Consider the following 17,542-nt stretch of genomic DNA (forward strand, 5'->3'; position numbering starts at 1 on the left):
CTTTAGTGTCAGCTAGTTAAAAGCAAATACTGATAATTAAAACTGACGTTCAGATTACTTGGTCGAGCGACGCTCTTTAAGGCGCTTCACCATAGCTAAACGGCGTTCAGCTGAACCTTGGTCTGTTGCCGATTGATTCGGGTTATTACGGCGACCTTGGCGATTTTTAAACGCAGGCTTTGAGTTTAATTTCTCAATGTACGACTCGCGTTGTTTTGGTTCATAACCCGCAAGTTCAATACGGCGAATATGTTGTTGAATCAAATTTTCAACTTGTACTACCGTCAACTCTTCTTCGCGGTTAACGAAAGACACCGCATGACCTTGCTTGCCCGCGCGACCTGTACGGCCAATACGATGAACGTAGTCTTCTGCTAAGAATGGCATGTCGTAGTTTACAACGTGCGGTAGGTCTTCAATATCCAGACCACGAGCAGCAACATCCGTTGCGACCATGACACGCGCTTTGCCTGTTTTAAACTCTTCTAGCGCACGACGACGAGCACTCTGTGCACGGTCACCATGACAAACTACGGCTTTAATGCCATCAAGCTTAAGTTCTTTAACGACATCATTTGCCGTTTCTTTGTAGTTCACAAAGACCAGCACCTGTTTCCAGTTTTTGCGACCAATCAGTTCAGAAAGAAGCTCTGTCTTACGTTCTTGATCAACTGGGTACAACACGTGAGCAACGGTCTGTGCTGTGGTGTTCGCACGTTCTACTTCAATACGCTTTGGCTTACGCAGAATATCGTTAGCTAACAAATTCAGCTGGCTTGATGTTGTTGCTGAGAACATCATGATTTGAGGGTCAGTGTCGACATCTAGCATGATTTTGCGCACAGCGTGGATGAAGCCCATATCCAAAATGCGGTCGGCTTCATCAAACACAAGAAACTCAAGGTTAGCGACTGACACGTTGCCCTGCTCGATGTGCTCTTCTAGACGACCCGGCGTTGCCACTAGGATGTCTACGCCACTTTCTAGTGCCGTAACCTGAGAAGACATTTTACGACCACCAAAAATGGCCACAACAGAGAGATCCGTATATTTGGTGTAGGTCTTAATATTGTCAGCAATTTGTTCTGCTAGCTCGCGAGTTGGAGCCATGATCAGCGCGCGCGCTGTTTTACGAGAAGCACTGCGACCACTGTCCAATAAACGTTGAATCATTGGCAATGAAAACGCCGCCGTTTTACCGGTACCCGTTTGCGCTGTAGCGAAGATGTCATGGCCTTTGCGAGCCATTGGAATCGCTTTCTGTTGAATTGGTGTTAACTTTTCATAACCACATTCTGCCAGTGCTTTAACCACTTCTGGCGCAAAACCTTGAGATGAAAATGACATTGAGCGTATTCCTTAAACAAACCACATAGATAGCTATAAAAATTTTAGCCGTGAACTATACCCGAATTTGAGTGATTTATCTCACTTTTCTTGCGTAAGTCCTGAAATCACTATTGATCTAATCCGCATAGATGCAAAAGGATGCTTTCTAACTGATCCCACGGCATTAATTGAGAGTCGATCACTTCAAGACGAGATTCAAAACCCTCTAAACTCATTTGGTTCACTGACACAATACCATTCGCCACGTTAAAGGCGTAACAACCTTGATCCGTATTGACGACCGCCTTTACACGCTCGGCAGTCAGGTCTGAGAGCATGGAAAACAACAAATCAAAGTTGAACGTGTATTCCGCACCAAATAACCAACCACAGCTAAAGTAACCTTGGCCCTTGTTCTCTTTACGGATAAACGCTTCGCCTGGTGGCAGTTGGAACTGAGGCTCTTGATGCGCATGATCATGATGATGCGATTCGATGTGGGATGACGCACTGCCATGTACACGTTGAATATCTAATACTTCGATCGCTAAGTCACCATCGTGAATCAGCTTGCTGAAGACTTTCGCTGGTGTTTGGTCTGTTACCCAATCATTAAACACATCAATATCGTGACTTGAACACAAGTCCACTTTGCTACCAATGACGACATCGGCACTATCCAGTTGATCTACAAAGTTTTTATTGGATAGGTACTTTTCATCACTTAGATTGCGCGGATCCACAAGTGCAATCGTCGCCTTTAAATCGACATAAGGTTGATATTGCTCAGACGTCAAAGTGGCAATCACTTCTTTTGGATGACCCAATCCTGTCGGTTCAATCAACAAGCGATCCGGCTTTTGACGCAATAATGCAGTAATCCCGACCGACATTGGAACACCGGCAGTACAGCACATACAACCGCCTGGCACTTCTTTGATCATCGCACCTTGATCGCTCATCAATGCGCCGTCGATACCAATTTCACCAAACTCATTGACCAACACTGCCCAATTTTCATTTTCTGGCTTATTTTTTAGTAAATTAAGGATAGTCGTGGTTTTACCAACGCCAAGGAATCCGGTCAGTATATTGGTAGGTACTCGATTTGACATGCTTTTCTCCGACACATACGCGCTTTAATGCTACTGCGAAGTATACGGAGAATGTCGACTGCTTCAACGCTTTTATACCCGAGTAACTTATCGGCGCTGCATTGTGCAAGATTAAGAAAGTAAAATGCGCTAAGACTCATCTCTCTTCACGCCAGATAAATGCATGCTGGTGTTTATCACACAAACGAAAAATGCCGCGATGGCGACGAGTATTGGCATTAAGCCTAAGGTACTTTCAAACTTAAGCGCTGCAATCGCCAAAGCAAAAACAACGGCAGAAGAAAGCGCAAGGAACTTACTTCTATTGTCTTTCATGATTGTTCACCTTTTGAAATGGACGCTATTGATGCTACTCCTTTCATGAAATCGAGTTTTTGAGCGACTTAACAGATATAAAAACACCGAGCAAAGGCTCGGTGTAAACTCAAATTGCAATATCTAAAATGCAATAAACGTTAGCAAATTTGCCCTGCGGTGATCGCTACATCACTCTCGTTATCGAGTGTTGCTTGGGCAACCAAACGCAGCCCTTCTACAATCACCTCTAGAGACATCGTCGGTTGGTTCCCCGACGTATCTTGTTCTGGCAGTAGTGGAATATGAACAAAGCCATGCCCTACTTCTTTATCGCGTAGGTAATGTTGAATGCCATAGAACACATGGTTACAAACAAACGTTCCCGCAGTATTAGAAACCTGACAAGGAATGCCTTTCTCTTGCAGAGTACGAGTGATCGCTTTAATCGGTAACGTCGTGAAATACGCATCAGGGCCATCAACGATAACTGGCTCATCAATAGGTTGATTACCACCATTATCTGGAATACGGAAATCATCCACATTAATAGCCACACGCTCTGGAGTAATGCCTGCACGACCGGCGGCTTGGCCTACCGTGATCACATAATCCGGTTGATGTACTTCAATTGCGGTGATGATCGCATCTAACGCTTCATAACGCGTAACGGGCACTTCACACGTAACGATCTCGCCACCATCCAGTTTTGCGTTCGCTAACTGCTTAACCGCTTCTAGTGCCGGGTTGATAGACGCACCACCAAATGGTTCAAAACCGGTAATTAGTACTTTTTTCATAGTTATTCTCAAAACGCAAAGGTATACATAACAAAGATATTGAAGACAAGAATCGCCAAACCTGGCACAACCTGCATCAAAATGACATGGTGTTTATTTTTTAGTTCAAGCAGTGCTGCTGGCACAATGTTGAAGTTTGCCGCCATCGGAGTCATCAATGTACCGCAATAGCCTGATAGCATCCCTAATACACCAATAATGGCTGCATTTCCGCCGTTCTCTACAATCAGCAATGGAATGCCGATACCGGTCGTGATCACCGCAAAAGCGGCAAATGCATTACCCATAACAACGGTAAACAGCATCATACCAACACAGTACGCAATCACCTTAACCAGTAACATGTTTTCTGGGATCATCATCTTAACGATGGCAGCCACCGTATCACCCACGCCAGCTTGGTTAAATAGATAACCCAATGCGGCAAGGAACTGAGATAAAATTGCCGCCCACCCAATAGAGTCAATCAGACGTCGACCCTCGTTCAGACTGTGCATCGGTTGGCTGCGAGTAATCATTAATGCAACCACAATGGCAGCAATAGAGCTGAATCCAAGACCAACCAATGCGCCCAATGAGGTGAATTGACTAATCAGTACGGTACCAACTGGCACAACGATCGCAGGGATGAACAACTTGTTCTTAAGTACAGAGGCCGTCTCTTTACGCTCTTCATCAGTGGTCGTGCCGTAATTACCTGTCCCCATGAAGCCACCAGCGGCAAGCGCTGTCAAAGCCAGAACCATTGCACCCGTTACCCAATGAGGGATCATCGCACCAAAGATAAAGGTAATACCGTAGATCAACCAAAATAGGCCTGTTCCTACCCTTTTTGGATTGTTCTTATCTAAAAACGTTTGTAGAGAAAATGCCAACAACAATAGGCCCGTGGCCTGATATACGTACTCAAGCATGGCTTATTTCCCCTCTTCTTGCGCAGTAACTTGCTCTATCGATGGCGATGTATTCAGTCGCGCACTGATAAACTTGGTGTAAATGCCAAATATCACGAACGACACAATCGCAGTAGGCAATGCCCACAACGCCATCGTTTCCAACGCAACATCCAGTTGGTTATCACTCATTACGCCTTTAATAAGCAGCAAACCGCCCGTACCAATGAAAAGTAATTGGCTAAAGAAGTTACCAAAGTTCTCACTCGCGGCAGACAAAGCACGAATGGTTTGACGTTTTTCTTCAGCTAGATTTGGAGAAGACTTTTCCGCTGCGGCCTCTGACATTGGCGCAATCAATGGACGAATCATTGATGGGTGGCCACCGATGTTTAGCCCCATACCATTGGTCACTTTGCGCAGAAGCAAGTAAGTCATCAAGATTTTACCGACCGATGCTTTTTTCATTGAACCGATCAGGTCTTCTGCACGTTGACGCAGACCATAACGCTCAAGAATGCCAATCATAGGGAGGATAAGAATAAACAAAGACATATAGCGGTTTTGAGTAAAAGATTGCCCCAAAGTAGATAAAATATCCATCACCGCAATATCAGCAACCAAGCCTGTTGCTACACCTGCAACCAAAATAACTAGCAATGTGTTCTGCTTTAACGCTAGCCCCACTGTAATAATCACAATGCCAATCAATGGCCATAAATCAATCATAAAATCACTCTGCACTGCCTGTATTCCTAAACGTTTTGCGCATGTTCAGCTCTGAACATCTCATCGCCATCTAGGTTTATTTATTATTGTTAAACTTAAACAAGGGGTTTGAAATCTATTGGCAACTGATGCACCGACAGACATTAACCCATGGTTCACACCAATATGACTTCATACCCATTACTTAACTTTATTTTTCAACGCTTTGTATTTCTGCGATGACCACACGAGTATAAGTGCCAAAAAAGACGTGCTTCAATCAAACATTTTTGTGATGTCCAACAAGATTATTTTCATGTTTACGATAGAGATCGGAGCTCTTGAGACTAGATTTATGCTAGAGAGACCAATTCCGTCATAGTCTATTAATTTTGATAAGCTGGAATTTACCAGTGAGATCTTGGTTTATTCGCCTAACTTCGTTAGAGTACGCAGCGATGAAGTATCTTCAAGAGATTGAATACGATGAATATTGATAATCAAGTTATCGAAACATTAGAAGAGTTAGAGGCGTTTCTTCACCTAATTGAAAGCGGTGCATTGGGTCTTGATGGTGTAACAGGTGTGGCACTGGCAACATCCAATACCGATGGTCGCCCTTTTGTCGCTGTGCTTGGCGACAAACATCAGCTACTTTTAGGCCGTTGGGTATCCCAACATGTTTACGACAATGGTAAAGAGATCGTTCGTAACGGCCCTCAACGTAAACACTAAAAACCGTCTCATTTGATAAGCTCGCGAATTTGCGAGCTTTTTTATGTTGGGTTGTGTTACTTAGCGTCTGATATTAATGACGTATCTCAAAACAAGCTGTCATCATCGCCAAAACCACCAAAGTCTTGGTCATCGCCGCTAAAGAAGCCATCGCCTCCACCAAAGCTATCGGCATCATTGCTCGTAAATGAGTCATCGTTAAACGTATTCCCATCATCGAACCCTGACGATTGAAAGCCTGAATTATCATCAAAGCCTGAGTTTTGGCTCCAGCCTCCGCCAGTATAATCTTGCGTATAATTATCAGTACCATCTAGAAAACCACTGCTGCTGTCAGTCGTATCTGTTGATTGATTATTGGCATCCTGCGCGGGATCAACGTGGTCATTCGCGCTCTCTTCAGACTGTTCTATGATGGTGTTATTGGTGATATCGTCAACCATTGGTGAAGTATGCTCACCTCCGAAAAATAAATGGCTCAGTGCATTTCCTGCGACCATACCAGCCGCAACCCCAGCTGCCGTTTGCATAAATCCGCTAAAAGCACTTGGTCGGTAAGCTGGCTGAGGTGGTGGCGGCGGCGTTTTATCCCCACCAAACATTCGATTTAGACTACTTCTGCTCGATTCTTGTTTATAAAACTCGGCATTGCGTTGCAAATACTCGTTTCGTTCTTTTAACTCTTTGAGCGCGACTTCCTGAGCAAGAGCAACTTGTGTCAGACGATAAACAATGTCGGGTTGAGAGGTGATCTGTTCTTGGATGAGCTGAGCGGCGGCTGTATCTTTTACGTTGTTTTGATTAACACGCATTTTTTCGGCTAACTTCTGGATAAGTTCTTGTTCTTGTGGGGTCATAAATATCCTCGCTTAGTGACGAGAAATAGGAATTAGATAGCCGCACAATACGCCGATTCCCCTACGTTGATCGCAAGACAAACTTATATTGCAAATTTACATTCTCTTATATTTATACCCAAAGCTTGGGATCACTACGACAATCTCTCCTACTTAGGATAATGGCCGTACTTAAGTGGCTTCACAAATGAGTCTAACCTTCAATTTTTAGAGCTAGCAATAGTATTTTACTAGGCGCTGTAAATCACATTTGGACAATGCCTGCGAGCCAAGTTTTGAAGTGGTGATAGCGTAGTAAAGAGCGAACAAAAAAGGGGGGACGTTCTATGATCGTACAAATGATCTTAACTACGCTGGCGTGGAGTGTACCATTCATCATTCTCAGTGATGAGGCCCCTAACTGGCTTAAGGTTTTAGCTTAGGTTTATCTTGGTGGGGTCATCGAGGGGGGCTTGATTCTAAAAGCCGACCAAATTTCAGCGTGGTCTGATAGGAATCTACTGAAGAAAGACAAAGAGTTGACGTGATTATGAAGCTCTAATATCGGTCTTTAACATGATAAAAACGAGTAACCAAATGAAATGGTTCTCGCTTTTTAATCAATTACCACGTTTGATTCGAGATAAAAACTACCCAGTAAACTCTTCAGAATCTGGACGATTGGTAAACTGCACACCATTTAAGAAGTCGCAAAGCAGTTGGTCTTCACACTGTTTGTAGTTTTTGTTGTTTGGCTTGCGGAAATATGCACCAATTTCGTATTTACTTAAACTAATGCCAACCACTTCTAATACGTCCAACACATCTTCTGCTTTCATGTCTAGCGCAATGCGCAGCTTCATGAGAATCATGTTGTTGGTCAACGCGACTTCTGGCTTAGGTTGCTCGCCGTCTTTTTTGCCTCGCTTGAGGTTAATAAAGCCATTTAAGAATACCGCCAACTCTTGATCCTTCATCTTAACGCAAGATTTGTCGCTTTCATCTTTTAACCAGTTTGCGACTTTATCGTGAGCCACAGTGACTTCGGCCTGCTCGAAAGCTTTCATTATCTGTGCGTTTTTAAGGTTTAACGCGTGTTGGATACGACGTAAAATTTCGTTGTTAGTCACTAGGGATTCCTAAAATGAGTTCTAAGGGTGAATAAAAATCCATCAATTACATGCGATCTGTGGGTGTCTTTATTCAATAGCGTAGTTGACGGTGACTCTAACAGAGAACACGTTTCTTCGGTAGGTTAAAAAATGGAAATAAGACGGCCTATTCGAACTAACTGGCGAAGTTAAACGTTACTGGCAATGAATGGGGCAAAAAAGAGTCGGCCTAACGGTTGGCTCTTTGTGAAGACGGACTCTTTTGAATGAAAACACATGGCATCGTGGAAAAACTTAGGGCCTGTGGCAGGTTACACTCGCTTACTCCTTGAGCAGGTAACCCGTCTTGTTCGCAAACTGTTGCATCGCCTCAGCAAACGTTGTTGTCCTGCCTTTAGCTTTAACCTGTATTACCTTATATCCCATCTTTTCTAACGCTTGGCGTTCAGCCAAAACCGCTTTATCACCTTGCTGACTACCTTGAGCAGGCTGATGAATATAACACCCTTCTAGTTGACCATCTTCGACCAATTGGTGGTGTTTCAGAGCATCGATATCAAAATTCATAATAAGTCTTTTAATTAAAATGAGGATTTCTGTGGCAGGTTACATGCGCTTTAAAGGTTTTACCACACTGTCTAAACCTTCAATTTTCAGTGCAAGGCAAAGCTTCAACAAATCACCTAGCTCCCCATCTGGGAAACCTTTTTTGTCGAACCAGAGTAAGTATTCTTCTGGTAAATCAATCAGCACACGTCCTGCGTACTTACCAAATGGCATTTGCATACGAGCGAGCTTTAATAGGTTTTCTTTTTCTAACATGGATTACAGCGTGGTTTGTGATAAGTCTTGGCTAAGGGTAACACCCAAGCGATCGACCCACCAGTTAATTGCATCTTTAGCATCATCCAAAGAATCAATCATGGTCGAGAAGTCTTTATTTCCCGCTTGACGGTCTATTGCGGCAAAAAGAGGTGTATCGGTTTGGGAATCGCTAACCAGTAACTCTACCGTTGCCGAGCCTACATTGGTGTGCTCGCCTGTTGTGATTTTCGAGATGGTAGAAATCCCTAAGCCGACAGGAAGAATGCTTGATGTGACAGCCAGTACTGGATTTGGCGTTTCAACGTTACTGATTGCGATACTCAAGCGAAGTGTTTTCTCTCCGGGCTGTTCAACCATCTTTTTTACTGGCGAGATGCGCATTTTTAGCTTATCAACCATGTAGGTAGTTAACTCACTAATTTCATCATCATCCAGTTCGGACTCTTTCACTACAACCATGACTCGGTCGATAACTACGCTATCGTATTCATCGAGTTTGGTTTTCAATCGAGTCGCATCACGCAACCCAACTCGCGCCCAAACGAGATCCACACCACCCTCTGGTCCCGCACGAAAATCCTCATAAGAAGTGAATGTAGTGCCACTGACAATAGGACCACCAGCACAACCGGTTAACACTGCCCCCAACAAACCAACAGACACACATTTGATCAATAACTTCAACATATCTACTCCTTATCTGAAAAATACAGTCTATCATTCCATATAATATTGACCAGTATTTATTCACTAAACAGATATTTTATTGAGTGGAGGATAGAGATTCCCGAAGCATCGTTTCGTGTTAAAGTACGCCGTTTACTGGAAAGCATAACGAGAGAAATAATGAAGTCACCTTGCCGCGCGGCCTGTAAAAACAATGGCGGAATCTGTTCTGGCTGTCACCGAACCATGGAAGAAATAGTACAGTGGAAAGACAAATCCGACATGCAGAGAGATGCCATCATCGAGCAACTGCTTGGCAATGATTCAACTCACTCGTGTCCTGAATGCGGTACGAATGCACACTGCGATATTACAGCTGGGAAAGAAACGTGCTGGTGCTTTGATATTGAGACTAGAGATTTACCCAAGCCAGAGGCGGGACAACTTTGTTTGTGTCGTCAATGTTTGGAGAAAAAGCCAGTCGCCTAGTTCGTAATACTTGTTTATATTGATTGTTTATATAAATTGTTCATATTACCTAGCGAACTGACTTGCCATCGAAATTACGGTTGTTTGCGATCTATTTCAGAACTAACGCGTCGGATTCAAACTTCACGCCATTCCAACCTGTCACCATAAAGTTACGTATGTTTTGGTGGTCATTGTTCTCTGGGTTCGCCAATACATCTTCGCGATAAAAACGTCCAAAACACGCAAGTGTCGCGTCTTTATCTAAGTGATTCAGTAAACCGAATGCGAAGATCTTACACGATCCATTGTTTTCATCTGCGTTATTGTATGTTTCACCATTCGCAAAAGCGGTGGGCGTAAACTCGTAGTTTGCCTCAATCGCCGCCATTGTTGTTTCAAACTCGACGGTCTCCGGTGATGCCATTAGCGCATCCAAAAATTGTTTTAATTCCATTATTCCCAAATCCTAAAGTCATTGCGTAATGACATATTTGTTTCATAAAAAGCCAATATAAGAGTCATAAATCATACATATATTCATAACCTTATTAAATGACACGCCAATTAATACTCAACACTCTGAATTGATGCCCAAACATTGGTCCTCAGAGCACTGGCGTTGACTGATCACATAGACCATTTATAAGGAAATAACATGACCACCCCATTTAAGGCAATAGGTGTTTTGACATTATCATCGCTCGCCATTGCATGCGCATCACAGCCAGTAAGCTCGCTTTCTTCTTTCAGCGAGCAATGCAAAACCACTCAGGCACCTAGCGTTGGTGATACCGCAATTCAAGGCTTAACTTTCATGGGGACGTCCATTGCCAATGCACCTTTCGATACCTCAGCAGCAGAGATTGTCCAATACGATGCATGTACTGACAAACTGTATGTTGTTAACGCGCAAGCCAAGCGTATCGATGTTTTGTCAATGAATGACGCTGGCACACCCTCTCAGACCGCAACCATGGATTTAGAAAGTGCCGGAAAAGCGGCAGGGATCGCCATAGGCGCGGCAAACAGCGTTGCGGTATTTAATGGGTTGGTCGCGGTTGCAATAGAAAATAGCGACAAACAAGCAAACGGTATTGTGAGTTTATATCGCTCTGACGATTTGTCATTGATCGCCATCTACCCAACTGGCGCACTTCCGGATATGGTTGGATTCTCCAAAGACGGTCGATACATTGCGACTGCCAACGAAGGCGAACCAAATGGTGATTACAGTGTTGATCCTGAGGGCAGCATAACGCTAATCGACTTAAGCCAAGGCGTGAACAATGCCGAAGTCACGCAAATTGGGTTCAACGAATTTGATGGCGAGCGTAAATCTGAACTGCCTGCTGGCGTACGTATATCCGCCCCCAATGCGGCTGTCGCACAAGATCTAGAGCCGGAATACCTCACCTTTGCAGACAACGGCAAAATTTACGTAGCACTGCAGGAAAACAACGCCATGGCAATCGTGGACCCTGCAAGCAAATCTGTAGAGAAGATTGTAGGTCTAGGCGAGAAATCTTGGTCTGACTCGACACTGGATGCCTCCAACAAAGACAAGATCATTGGCAACTTCAAGCACTACCCTCAGCTTGTCGGCTTATACATGCCCGATACACTCGACAGTTACTCCGTTAATGGCAAAACCTACATTGTTTCAGCTAACGAGGGGGATGGTCGCGAGTATGGTTTCACAACAACCCAAGCACTTTGTGACCAAGCTGGCTTTAAATGGGATGAAGACAATTACCTCGGAACTGATAAGTACACTTCAGAGCAAGGGGCTTGCCTTAGTCATGTAGACGAAGTACGCGGAAAGAAACTGAAAGTGGCGTCAGACCACCCACTGGCAGAAACACTAAAAGACAACAAACAACTCGCGCGCCTAAAAGTGATCAAGCCTGAGCAAACGCTGACAGCACAAGAGAACGTGCAAGCGTTTGGCGCGCGTTCATTCTCGATTTGGGATGAAAATGCCAAGCTCATTTTCGACAGTGGGGATGATTTCGCGAAGATTGCGTTTATGAACCAGGGCCAAAACTTCAACAGCACCAATGATAACAACGAAAGCGGAGACGACCGTAGTGACGATAAAGGCATTGAACCAGAAGCCATTGAAGTCGCGTACATCAACGGCCGCCATTACGCATTTATTGGTCTAGAGCGCCAAGGCGGCATTATGGTCTACGACATCTCAAATCCAATGCAAGCCACGTTTGTTCATTACGTTAATCGTCGTGATTACCATCAACCTGTTTGTACCCAAGTGGAAGACGGAGACTGTAAGACTGATATCTACAACCCTAAAGCGGGAGATTTAGGGCCAGAGTCAATCAATTACTTTACACGCAATGGGCAACATTTTATTGCTGTCGGTAACGAAGTATCAGGTACCACGTCCGTATTCCGAATTGAGCTTTAGTGCTCATCTTTCACGACGAGACATTTGAAAGCAAAGCACCCGAATCTAAATTCGGGCGCTTTTTGTAAAGTTTAATTCCACGCGATGTCAAATCTCGAGTCTCTGTTCTTCATCTATTGATCTACCACAGCTAACGCATCGCACTTCGACGCACAGATGAAATCATTCTTATGTAACCCTTTGATTGAGTGGCTCCACCACGTAACGGTCACTTTTCCCCACTCTAGCAAAATAGATGGGTGGTGGAATTCCTCTTCTGCGAGCTCCGCAATCTTGTTACTGAATGCCCACGCTTGTTTGAAGTTCTTAAATTTATAGACCTTTTCTAATTGTGGAATCTCCTCTCTCTCCATGATCTGCCAATCGGACAATTGAAGCAGCAAAGATTGTTGCTCCTCTTTACTCAGGGCAATTGCATCGATACTGCAAGCTTCGCATTTTTGTTCATTCAACATGAGCAGGTTCCTTTGGTTCAAATAGTGGCGGAAGCAATCCGGCTTCAATCGCCAGATCCGCTTGTTTCAATAAATTCAGTTGGCTGATTTGGAAAAGCTGCGACAGATCATCTATCACAAAATATTTAGGCTGCATGATGTCAATACGATAAGGCGTTCTTAACACGGTTTGCAGATCAAAATCATCACGAATCGGCACATCACTTTCCAATGAATAGAGCGTCTCGCCTGGCGATGAAAGAATCCCACCCCCATAGATTTTGGTTTGTTTCCCCTCTCTAACCAACCCAAACTCAACCGTAAACCAATACAAACGTGCCAAGTATGCTCGCTGTTTTGGCGTCGCGGCCTGACCTAACTGACCGTAATGTTCGGTATAAGCGGCGAAATCTGGATTGGTCAACATTGCGCAATGCCCAAAAATTTCATGGAAAAAATCAGGCTCTTGTAGGTAATCAAACTCATCACGTGATCGCAGGAACGTGGCGACAGGAAAACGCTTATTTCCCAACAAATTAAAAAATCGATCAAAATCAATCAACGCTGGAACTGGCTCCACTTGCCAACCGGTGGTTTCCATCAAAACGCGATTGATCTCTGGTAACTGTGGAACACGATCTCTCGGTAGATCGAGCAACTTCAAACCATGTAAGTAAGCATCGCAAGCTCTCCCTTGAATCACGCTCATTTGCCTCGCCACCAAATCATGCCAAATTGCGTTCTCTTCAGTACTCCAATTTACTATGCCATCTTCACTGACGGGCTTAGAATGGTATTGAGTCATCACACGCCTCCGTTAACAATCCCTTTACATCAAGCCTATCCATTCTGATTTACGCTTCCAATATCTGCTTGGTTTTGTTCACTTATTCGGCGTGTAACGTTTTATTTACATTCACTCGTAACAATATGATTTATATGAGCTGATTGATTTTTAAACAGGTTTGACAATACCCCTGCTTCACTCCAGACTAAACCTGTTAAAAGTTTGTTATTGGGGACGCAAATGCATAAGGACAGCAAAGTTTGGCAGCCAACGGATGATCGAATTCACCAGGCGAACATTACCCAGTTTATTGACCACATTAATCGTCAAGGGCATGCGCTTAAAAACTACGATGACCTCCATCAATGGTCGATTGAGCAAGATGAAAAATTCTGGCAAGAAGTCTGGTTGTTTTGTGACTTAATCGGTAGCCAAGGCGATGATGTCAGTGTGTTGGGAACAAGCCATTGGCAAGCTCCGATCACAAATAGAGATCGGTTATGGTTTCCCGATGCACAAGTGAATTATGCGGAAAACTTACTGAGTTTAGCATTTCAAAACCCAAATGAACTCGCGATCTGGTTTGAGAACGAACGGGAACATCGTGAAACTTACACATGGCAAGCGCTCTGCGATGAAGTCTCTAGTGTGCAGCAATGGTTGCAAGAATGTGGTGTCGAAAGCGGTGATGTCGTGGCCGGCTATTTACCGCATATTCCACAAACGATCATTGCGATGCTCGCAGCCACAAGCTTAGGCGCAATATGGACATCGACCTCACCCGATTTCGGGGTTGAGAGTGTGATTGAACGCTTCGGCCAAGTAAAGCCCAAAGTGCTGTTCACCTGCGACGGTTATACGTTTAATGGCAAAATGTTTGATATGGCGGAAAAGAACCAAGAAATTGCAGACCAATTACCCGGCATTAAACAAGTCTGTCAAATTGGCTACCTCAAGCCTCATGTTTTTGAGTGCGACGTTTGCACCCAAGATTGGGACAGCCTGTTAAGTCAATACGCTCCCCAGTCATTGAGCTTCCATCGCGTTAAGTTTAATGATCCTTTGTTTGTTCTGTATTCTTCTGGAACCACAGGAAAACCGAAGTGCATTGTTCACTCCGTAGGTGGCACCATGCTCAATCACCTCAAAGAACATCAACTTCACTGCGATATTCAGCCAAAAGATCGTGTTTTTTATTATACAACTTGCGGGTGGATGATGTGGAACTGGCATGTTTCAGCACTGGCTAGTGGTGCGTGTCTAGTGATCTACGAAGGTAGCCCAGTTTTCCCACACACCGACGTGCTGTGGAGTCTCGCACAGCGCGCAGAGATCTGTCTATTCGGAACATCTGCTAAATATTTAGAAGCCATAGAGAAAACAGGCCTCTCGCCCATTGATCATTTTGAACTACCGTCACTTAAAACACTATGCTCAACCGGCTCTGTCCTTTATCCCGAACAGTTTGATTATGTATACCAACACATCAAGCACGATGTGCATTTAGCTTCAATCTCTGGTGGGACGGATATTTGCGGCTGCTTTGTATTAGGAAACCCCATTTCGCCCGTCTATAGGGGAGAATGTCAAAATGCGGGGCTCGGCATCGATGCTAGAGCAGTTGACGAGAACGGTGTGACGGTAACAGAAGAACGTGGTGAACTCGTTTGTGGTAATTCTATCCCCAATTTCCCCGCAGGATTCTGGCACGACTCGGGAGCGCGTTACCACCATGCGTATTGGGATAAGTTTGAGAACATTTGGCATCATGGTGATGATGTCATGCGAACGAAAACGGGTGGTTTTATCTTCTTTGGTCGCAGCGACACGACACTCAATCCTGGTGGTGTCCGAATCGGCACTGCGGAGATTTATCAGCAAGTTAACGCGCTTGAAAGCGTTGTCGATTCAATAGCTGTCGGAAAAGAAATTGAGCGTAATGAGCAAATTTGGTTATTTGTGCAACTCAAGCAAGGTGACGAACTGACTGAAAGCCTAATCGCAGAAATCAACACTACCTTGCGGGCGGCTTGTTCACCGCGACATGTGCCTAGCGAAATTTTTGCAATCAGTGATATTCCCAAAACTCGATCGGGAAAACTGGTCGAGCTTGCGGTGAAACAAATCATTAATGGTAAGCCCGTCGAGAACATGGGGGCCATTGCTAACCCTGACATCTTGCAAGAGATCAAAAAGATGACGATGAGCAAATGCTAACCCTAGTGACTCACTAGAAAACGATATGACTGGCAACCAAAGTTAGCTACTTACGAACAAAAAAACCGAACAAAAAAGCGAGCAACACCGCTCGCTTTTATCAAAATCTTTATCTCGTTTAACGACGTCCAATACCCATTAAAACAGACATCGTTTGTCCATCTGACGTGATTTCAAATACTTTCTTTGATTCCACATCTTTAAAGCCCGCATTCACTAATGCAGCCTCTGATTTTGCTAGTGTAAAGCCCTCTTTTTCGGATTCTGCAATCCAATCAAAGTGAACAAAATAGCCATCTTTATTAAGTAACGAGCGCGATATTTCTAACGATGCGTCAGCATCTTCGACAAACGCCAATACAGAGGAAGCAACAACAAGGTCAAACTGACCACGAAAAGCTGGGTGCTGGGCAGCTAAACCACGTGACAACGCATCGACAACGGGTTCAACATTGAGCAACTCTTTTTTATCTAGCTCTTCAATCATCGCTTCTGATGCATCCAGTGCAACGATGTCTTTCGCAAGTGGAGACAACAATTGGCTTAGTTGCCCGGTCCCACATCCAAAATCCAATATTTTAATGCCATCAAGCTGAGTAAGCTGTTGTAACTGTGCAAACACCGACTGAGCAAATTGTTCTGTTGCTGGGTTTGATTCCCAGTTCTTTGCTAAGCCGTCCCAATCTTGTGCCATCTTGGCCTCCATGTTCACTTCTTGTAACCCTCATAGAGTACCGCAAAAACATCAAAACACCATAGAGTTATCTGGCAGAAGCGCGTTTTTTTCGTTAATCTCTCTAAGCATTGGGCATCCATTCCAACACGTGTTGTTTTCCCATTGCTGTTTTACCATCATTTCTGTTTAGGTCTTGCTGAATCATGAACTTAGCTCAAGTTGAAGCGTTTTGTACAATTGCGGATAGTGGATCGGTTTCTGAGGCCGCTCGACTGCTCGACTGCAACCGAACCAAACTCAGTATGTCTATCAAGGCACTTGAGAAAGACTTGAGCGTCGAGCTATTCAACCGTACCGGTAATCAGCTCACTCTTTCTGAAGCGGGTAAAGCGATTTACAAAGATTGCGAAAGCTTGTTAGTTACCGCGCAACGCATAAAAAAGACCTGCGCCCAAGTCTCTGATGGTTTCAACGCCGAAATATGGGTCGCTCGAGATGATTCGCTGCCAGATGAGTTATGGCAAGAATTATCCCATACGCTCAACAATCGCTTCCCCTCTACGACGTTTAACCTGATTTTGGCGTCAAGTGGTGATTTAGCAAACCTTGTCAGTACGCAACAAGTCGATTTTGCTTTTGGGGTCGATTACGAACGCGTCGACGATCCACACATTGTTTACAACCCTTTGGGTAAAATCCGCATGATGTCGGTTTGTAGCTACGAGCATCCATTAAGAAAAATGCGCCGTGTTACCGATGAAGATTTAAGAAATCAAATGCAAGCTTTGATGGTTTACCTTAACGAAAAAGATAATCCAGAGCTTCAACCATTCTCAACACGATATATCGGTTTCTCCAGCTTCGATTACATGCTTAATACCATTTTAGAAGAAGACGCTTGGGGTGTACTGCCAGAACCTTTGATCAGACACTACTTGCGCCATCAAAAGCTCGCAGTCATCAAACACACCTATGGTTTAACACAAGAAGATTACTGCATGTTCATTCCAAATGGCCAAACCGAACACCCAGCAATGAGTTGGCTAGCCGATAAGTTAAGTGACTATTTATTTGACTTCTAAGTATCTATTCGACTTCTGAATACATCGTGTATCGAGTCATCCATCAGTGAGCGTCAATATTATTGACAGTAAGTTATCACAATAAGTCATTGTATTAAAACATATTACTTATAACTCCCTATTGCTTCGTTTAAAAG

20 protein-coding genes are annotated in these 17,542 nt (G+C 44.1%); 5 read left to right on the top strand and 15 right to left on the bottom strand.

All coding sequences use genetic code 11. The features are described 5' to 3' along the window. Nucleotides 1-54: 54 nt before the first annotated feature. The 6 genes from VA249_RS18560 to VA249_RS18585 all read right to left on the bottom strand — a co-directional run bounded on the left by VA249_RS18560 (nt 55) and on the right by VA249_RS18585 (nt 5,160). A complete protein-coding gene (locus tag VA249_RS18560) occupies nt 55-1,347 on the bottom strand; it encodes a DEAD/DEAH box helicase (RefSeq protein ID WP_128813068.1) in 1,293 nt (430 codons plus the stop codon). 110 nt (nt 1,348-1,457) lie between these two features. Beyond that, nucleotides 1,458-2,444: a CobW family GTP-binding protein gene (locus VA249_RS18565; protein WP_221070190.1), complete on the bottom strand. Its 987-nt coding sequence runs from the start codon at nt 2,442-2,444 to the stop codon at nt 1,458-1,460. Between the two features lie 129 nt (nt 2,445-2,573). Next, nucleotides 2,574-2,759, bottom strand: coding sequence for a hypothetical protein (locus VA249_RS18570; protein ID WP_128813069.1), 186 nt, complete (start codon nt 2,757-2,759; stop codon nt 2,574-2,576). Between the two features lie 140 nt (nt 2,760-2,899). Beyond that, a complete protein-coding gene (gene pcp, locus VA249_RS18575) occupies nt 2,900-3,538 on the bottom strand; it encodes a pyroglutamyl-peptidase I (RefSeq protein ID WP_221070192.1) in 639 nt (212 codons plus the stop codon). A gap of 8 nt (nt 3,539-3,546) precedes the next feature. Then, complete coding sequence (locus tag VA249_RS18580; RefSeq protein WP_221070193.1) at nt 3,547-4,452, bottom strand: DUF979 domain-containing protein; 906 nt, start codon at nt 4,450-4,452, stop codon at nt 3,547-3,549. A 3-nt stretch (nt 4,453-4,455) separates the two neighbouring features. Further along, nucleotides 4,456-5,160 (bottom strand): DUF969 domain-containing protein, encoded by a 705-nt coding sequence (locus tag VA249_RS18585; protein ID WP_221070195.1) that lies wholly within the window; start codon nt 5,158-5,160, stop codon nt 4,456-4,458. A 465-nt stretch (nt 5,161-5,625) separates the two neighbouring features. On the opposite strand from VA249_RS18585, the gene VA249_RS18590 reads away from it, so the two are divergent. Further along, nucleotides 5,626-5,874: a hypothetical protein gene (locus VA249_RS18590; protein ID WP_221070197.1), complete on the top strand. Its 249-nt coding sequence runs from the start codon at nt 5,626-5,628 to the stop codon at nt 5,872-5,874. A gap of 86 nt (nt 5,875-5,960) precedes the next feature. On the opposite strand, the gene VA249_RS18595 is transcribed toward VA249_RS18590, so the two are convergent. The 5 genes from VA249_RS18595 to VA249_RS18615 form a co-directional block, all read right to left on the bottom strand. Further along, entirely contained in the window at nt 5,961-6,731 is a 771-nt protein-coding gene (locus VA249_RS18595) for a DUF2076 family protein (protein ID WP_221070199.1), read from the bottom strand. Nucleotides 6,732-7,360: 629 nt separating this feature from the next. Next, nucleotides 7,361-7,840, bottom strand: a complete 480-nt coding sequence (locus VA249_RS18600; RefSeq protein WP_221070201.1) for a YehS family protein — start codon at nt 7,838-7,840, stop codon at nt 7,361-7,363. A gap of 303 nt (nt 7,841-8,143) precedes the next feature. Then, nucleotides 8,144-8,389 carry a hypothetical protein gene (locus VA249_RS18605; protein WP_221070202.1) on the bottom strand — a complete coding sequence of 82 codons (246 nt, stop codon included), beginning with the start codon at nt 8,387-8,389 and terminating at the stop codon, nt 8,144-8,146. A 39-nt stretch (nt 8,390-8,428) separates the two neighbouring features. Continuing rightward, nucleotides 8,429-8,644, bottom strand: a complete 216-nt coding sequence (locus VA249_RS18610) for a DUF3820 family protein (RefSeq protein ID WP_128813076.1) — start codon at nt 8,642-8,644, stop codon at nt 8,429-8,431. A gap of 3 nt (nt 8,645-8,647) precedes the next feature. Continuing rightward, nucleotides 8,648-9,334 (bottom strand): DUF3313 domain-containing protein, encoded by a 687-nt coding sequence (locus tag VA249_RS18615; protein ID WP_221070205.1) that lies wholly within the window; start codon nt 9,332-9,334, stop codon nt 8,648-8,650. Between the two features lie 159 nt (nt 9,335-9,493). On the opposite strand from VA249_RS18615, the gene VA249_RS18620 reads away from it, so the two are divergent. Beyond that, complete coding sequence (locus VA249_RS18620) at nt 9,494-9,802, top strand: cysteine-rich CWC family protein (RefSeq protein WP_221070206.1); 309 nt, start codon at nt 9,494-9,496, stop codon at nt 9,800-9,802. A gap of 91 nt (nt 9,803-9,893) precedes the next feature. Here VA249_RS18620 and VA249_RS18625 read toward each other — a convergent pair whose 3' ends face one another. Then, the gene (locus tag VA249_RS18625; protein ID WP_221070208.1) at nt 9,894-10,238 is read right to left on the bottom strand and encodes a HopJ type III effector protein; all 345 of its coding nucleotides are present in this window, start codon (nt 10,236-10,238) and stop codon (nt 9,894-9,896) included. Between the two features lie 201 nt (nt 10,239-10,439). Between VA249_RS18625 and VA249_RS18630 the strand changes: the two genes are divergently transcribed. Then, nucleotides 10,440-12,209: a choice-of-anchor I family protein gene (locus tag VA249_RS18630; RefSeq protein WP_221070210.1), complete on the top strand. Its 1,770-nt coding sequence runs from the start codon at nt 10,440-10,442 to the stop codon at nt 12,207-12,209. 113 nt (nt 12,210-12,322) lie between these two features. Here VA249_RS18630 and VA249_RS18635 read toward each other — a convergent pair whose 3' ends face one another. Both VA249_RS18635 and phhA read right to left on the bottom strand, forming a co-directional pair. After that, nucleotides 12,323-12,664 carry a 4a-hydroxytetrahydrobiopterin dehydratase gene (locus VA249_RS18635; protein ID WP_221070212.1) on the bottom strand — a complete coding sequence of 114 codons (342 nt, stop codon included), beginning with the start codon at nt 12,662-12,664 and terminating at the stop codon, nt 12,323-12,325. After that, nucleotides 12,654-13,448, bottom strand: a complete 795-nt coding sequence (gene phhA / locus VA249_RS18640; RefSeq protein ID WP_221070214.1) for a phenylalanine 4-monooxygenase — start codon at nt 13,446-13,448, stop codon at nt 12,654-12,656. Before phhA ends, VA249_RS18635 begins: the two co-directional genes overlap by 11 nt. A 222-nt stretch (nt 13,449-13,670) precedes the next feature. On the opposite strand from phhA, the gene VA249_RS18645 reads away from it, so the two are divergent. Continuing rightward, the gene (locus tag VA249_RS18645) at nt 13,671-15,647 is read left to right on the top strand and encodes an acetoacetate--CoA ligase (protein ID WP_221070216.1); all 1,977 of its coding nucleotides are present in this window, start codon (nt 13,671-13,673) and stop codon (nt 15,645-15,647) included. Between the two features lie 118 nt (nt 15,648-15,765). Here VA249_RS18645 and VA249_RS18650 read toward each other — a convergent pair whose 3' ends face one another. Beyond that, nucleotides 15,766-16,341: a class I SAM-dependent DNA methyltransferase gene (locus VA249_RS18650; RefSeq protein WP_164837306.1), complete on the bottom strand. Its 576-nt coding sequence runs from the start codon at nt 16,339-16,341 to the stop codon at nt 15,766-15,768. Between the two features lie 185 nt (nt 16,342-16,526). Between VA249_RS18650 and VA249_RS18655 the strand changes: the two genes are divergently transcribed. Beyond that, nucleotides 16,527-17,405: a LysR family transcriptional regulator gene (locus VA249_RS18655; RefSeq protein ID WP_128813084.1), complete on the top strand. Its 879-nt coding sequence runs from the start codon at nt 16,527-16,529 to the stop codon at nt 17,403-17,405. Nucleotides 17,406-17,542: the final 137 nt, after the last annotated feature.

This window comes from Vibrio alfacsensis (assembly GCF_019670485.1).
In the GTDB taxonomy this organism is placed as follows: domain Bacteria; phylum Pseudomonadota; class Gammaproteobacteria; order Enterobacterales; family Vibrionaceae; genus Vibrio; species Vibrio alfacsensis.

Bases quoted from the DNA above. Each gene is read 5' to 3' on its own strand.
- VA249_RS18605 (WP_221070202.1), bottom strand. From the start codon at position 8,389: ATGAATTTTGATATCGATGCTCTGAAACACCACCAATTGGTCGAAGAT.
- VA249_RS18635 (WP_221070212.1), bottom strand. From the start codon at position 12,664: ATGTTGAATGAACAAAAATGCGAAGCTTGCAGTATCGATGCAATTGCC.
- VA249_RS18620 (WP_221070206.1), top strand. From the start codon at position 9,494: ATGAAGTCACCTTGCCGCGCGGCCTGTAAAAACAATGGCGGAATCTGT.
- VA249_RS18610 (WP_128813076.1), bottom strand. From the start codon at position 8,644: ATGTTAGAAAAAGAAAACCTATTAAAGCTCGCTCGTATGCAAATGCCA.
- VA249_RS18625 (WP_221070208.1), bottom strand. From the start codon at position 10,238: ATGGAATTAAAACAATTTTTGGATGCGCTAATGGCATCACCGGAGACC.
- VA249_RS18585 (WP_221070195.1), bottom strand. From the start codon at position 5,160: ATGATTGATTTATGGCCATTGATTGGCATTGTGATTATTACAGTGGGG.
- pcp (WP_221070192.1), bottom strand. From the start codon at position 3,538: ATGAAAAAAGTACTAATTACCGGTTTTGAACCATTTGGTGGTGCGTCT.
- VA249_RS18565 (WP_221070190.1), bottom strand. From the start codon at position 2,444: ATGTCAAATCGAGTACCTACCAATATACTGACCGGATTCCTTGGCGTT.
- VA249_RS18580 (WP_221070193.1), bottom strand. From the start codon at position 4,452: ATGCTTGAGTACGTATATCAGGCCACGGGCCTATTGTTGTTGGCATTT.
- VA249_RS18615 (WP_221070205.1), bottom strand. From the start codon at position 9,334: ATGTTGAAGTTATTGATCAAATGTGTGTCTGTTGGTTTGTTGGGGGCA.
- VA249_RS18560 (WP_128813068.1), bottom strand. From the start codon at position 1,347: ATGTCATTTTCATCTCAAGGTTTTGCGCCAGAAGTGGTTAAAGCACTG.
- VA249_RS18655 (WP_128813084.1), top strand. From the start codon at position 16,527: ATGAACTTAGCTCAAGTTGAAGCGTTTTGTACAATTGCGGATAGTGGA.
- VA249_RS18630 (WP_221070210.1), top strand. From the start codon at position 10,440: ATGACCACCCCATTTAAGGCAATAGGTGTTTTGACATTATCATCGCTC.
- phhA (WP_221070214.1), bottom strand. From the start codon at position 13,448: ATGACTCAATACCATTCTAAGCCCGTCAGTGAAGATGGCATAGTAAAT.
- VA249_RS18645 (WP_221070216.1), top strand. From the start codon at position 13,671: ATGCATAAGGACAGCAAAGTTTGGCAGCCAACGGATGATCGAATTCAC.
- VA249_RS18595 (WP_221070199.1), bottom strand. From the start codon at position 6,731: ATGACCCCACAAGAACAAGAACTTATCCAGAAGTTAGCCGAAAAAATG.
- VA249_RS18590 (WP_221070197.1), top strand. From the start codon at position 5,626: ATGAATATTGATAATCAAGTTATCGAAACATTAGAAGAGTTAGAGGCG.
- VA249_RS18570 (WP_128813069.1), bottom strand. From the start codon at position 2,759: ATGAAAGACAATAGAAGTAAGTTCCTTGCGCTTTCTTCTGCCGTTGTT.
- VA249_RS18650 (WP_164837306.1), bottom strand. From the start codon at position 16,341: ATGGCACAAGATTGGGACGGCTTAGCAAAGAACTGGGAATCAAACCCA.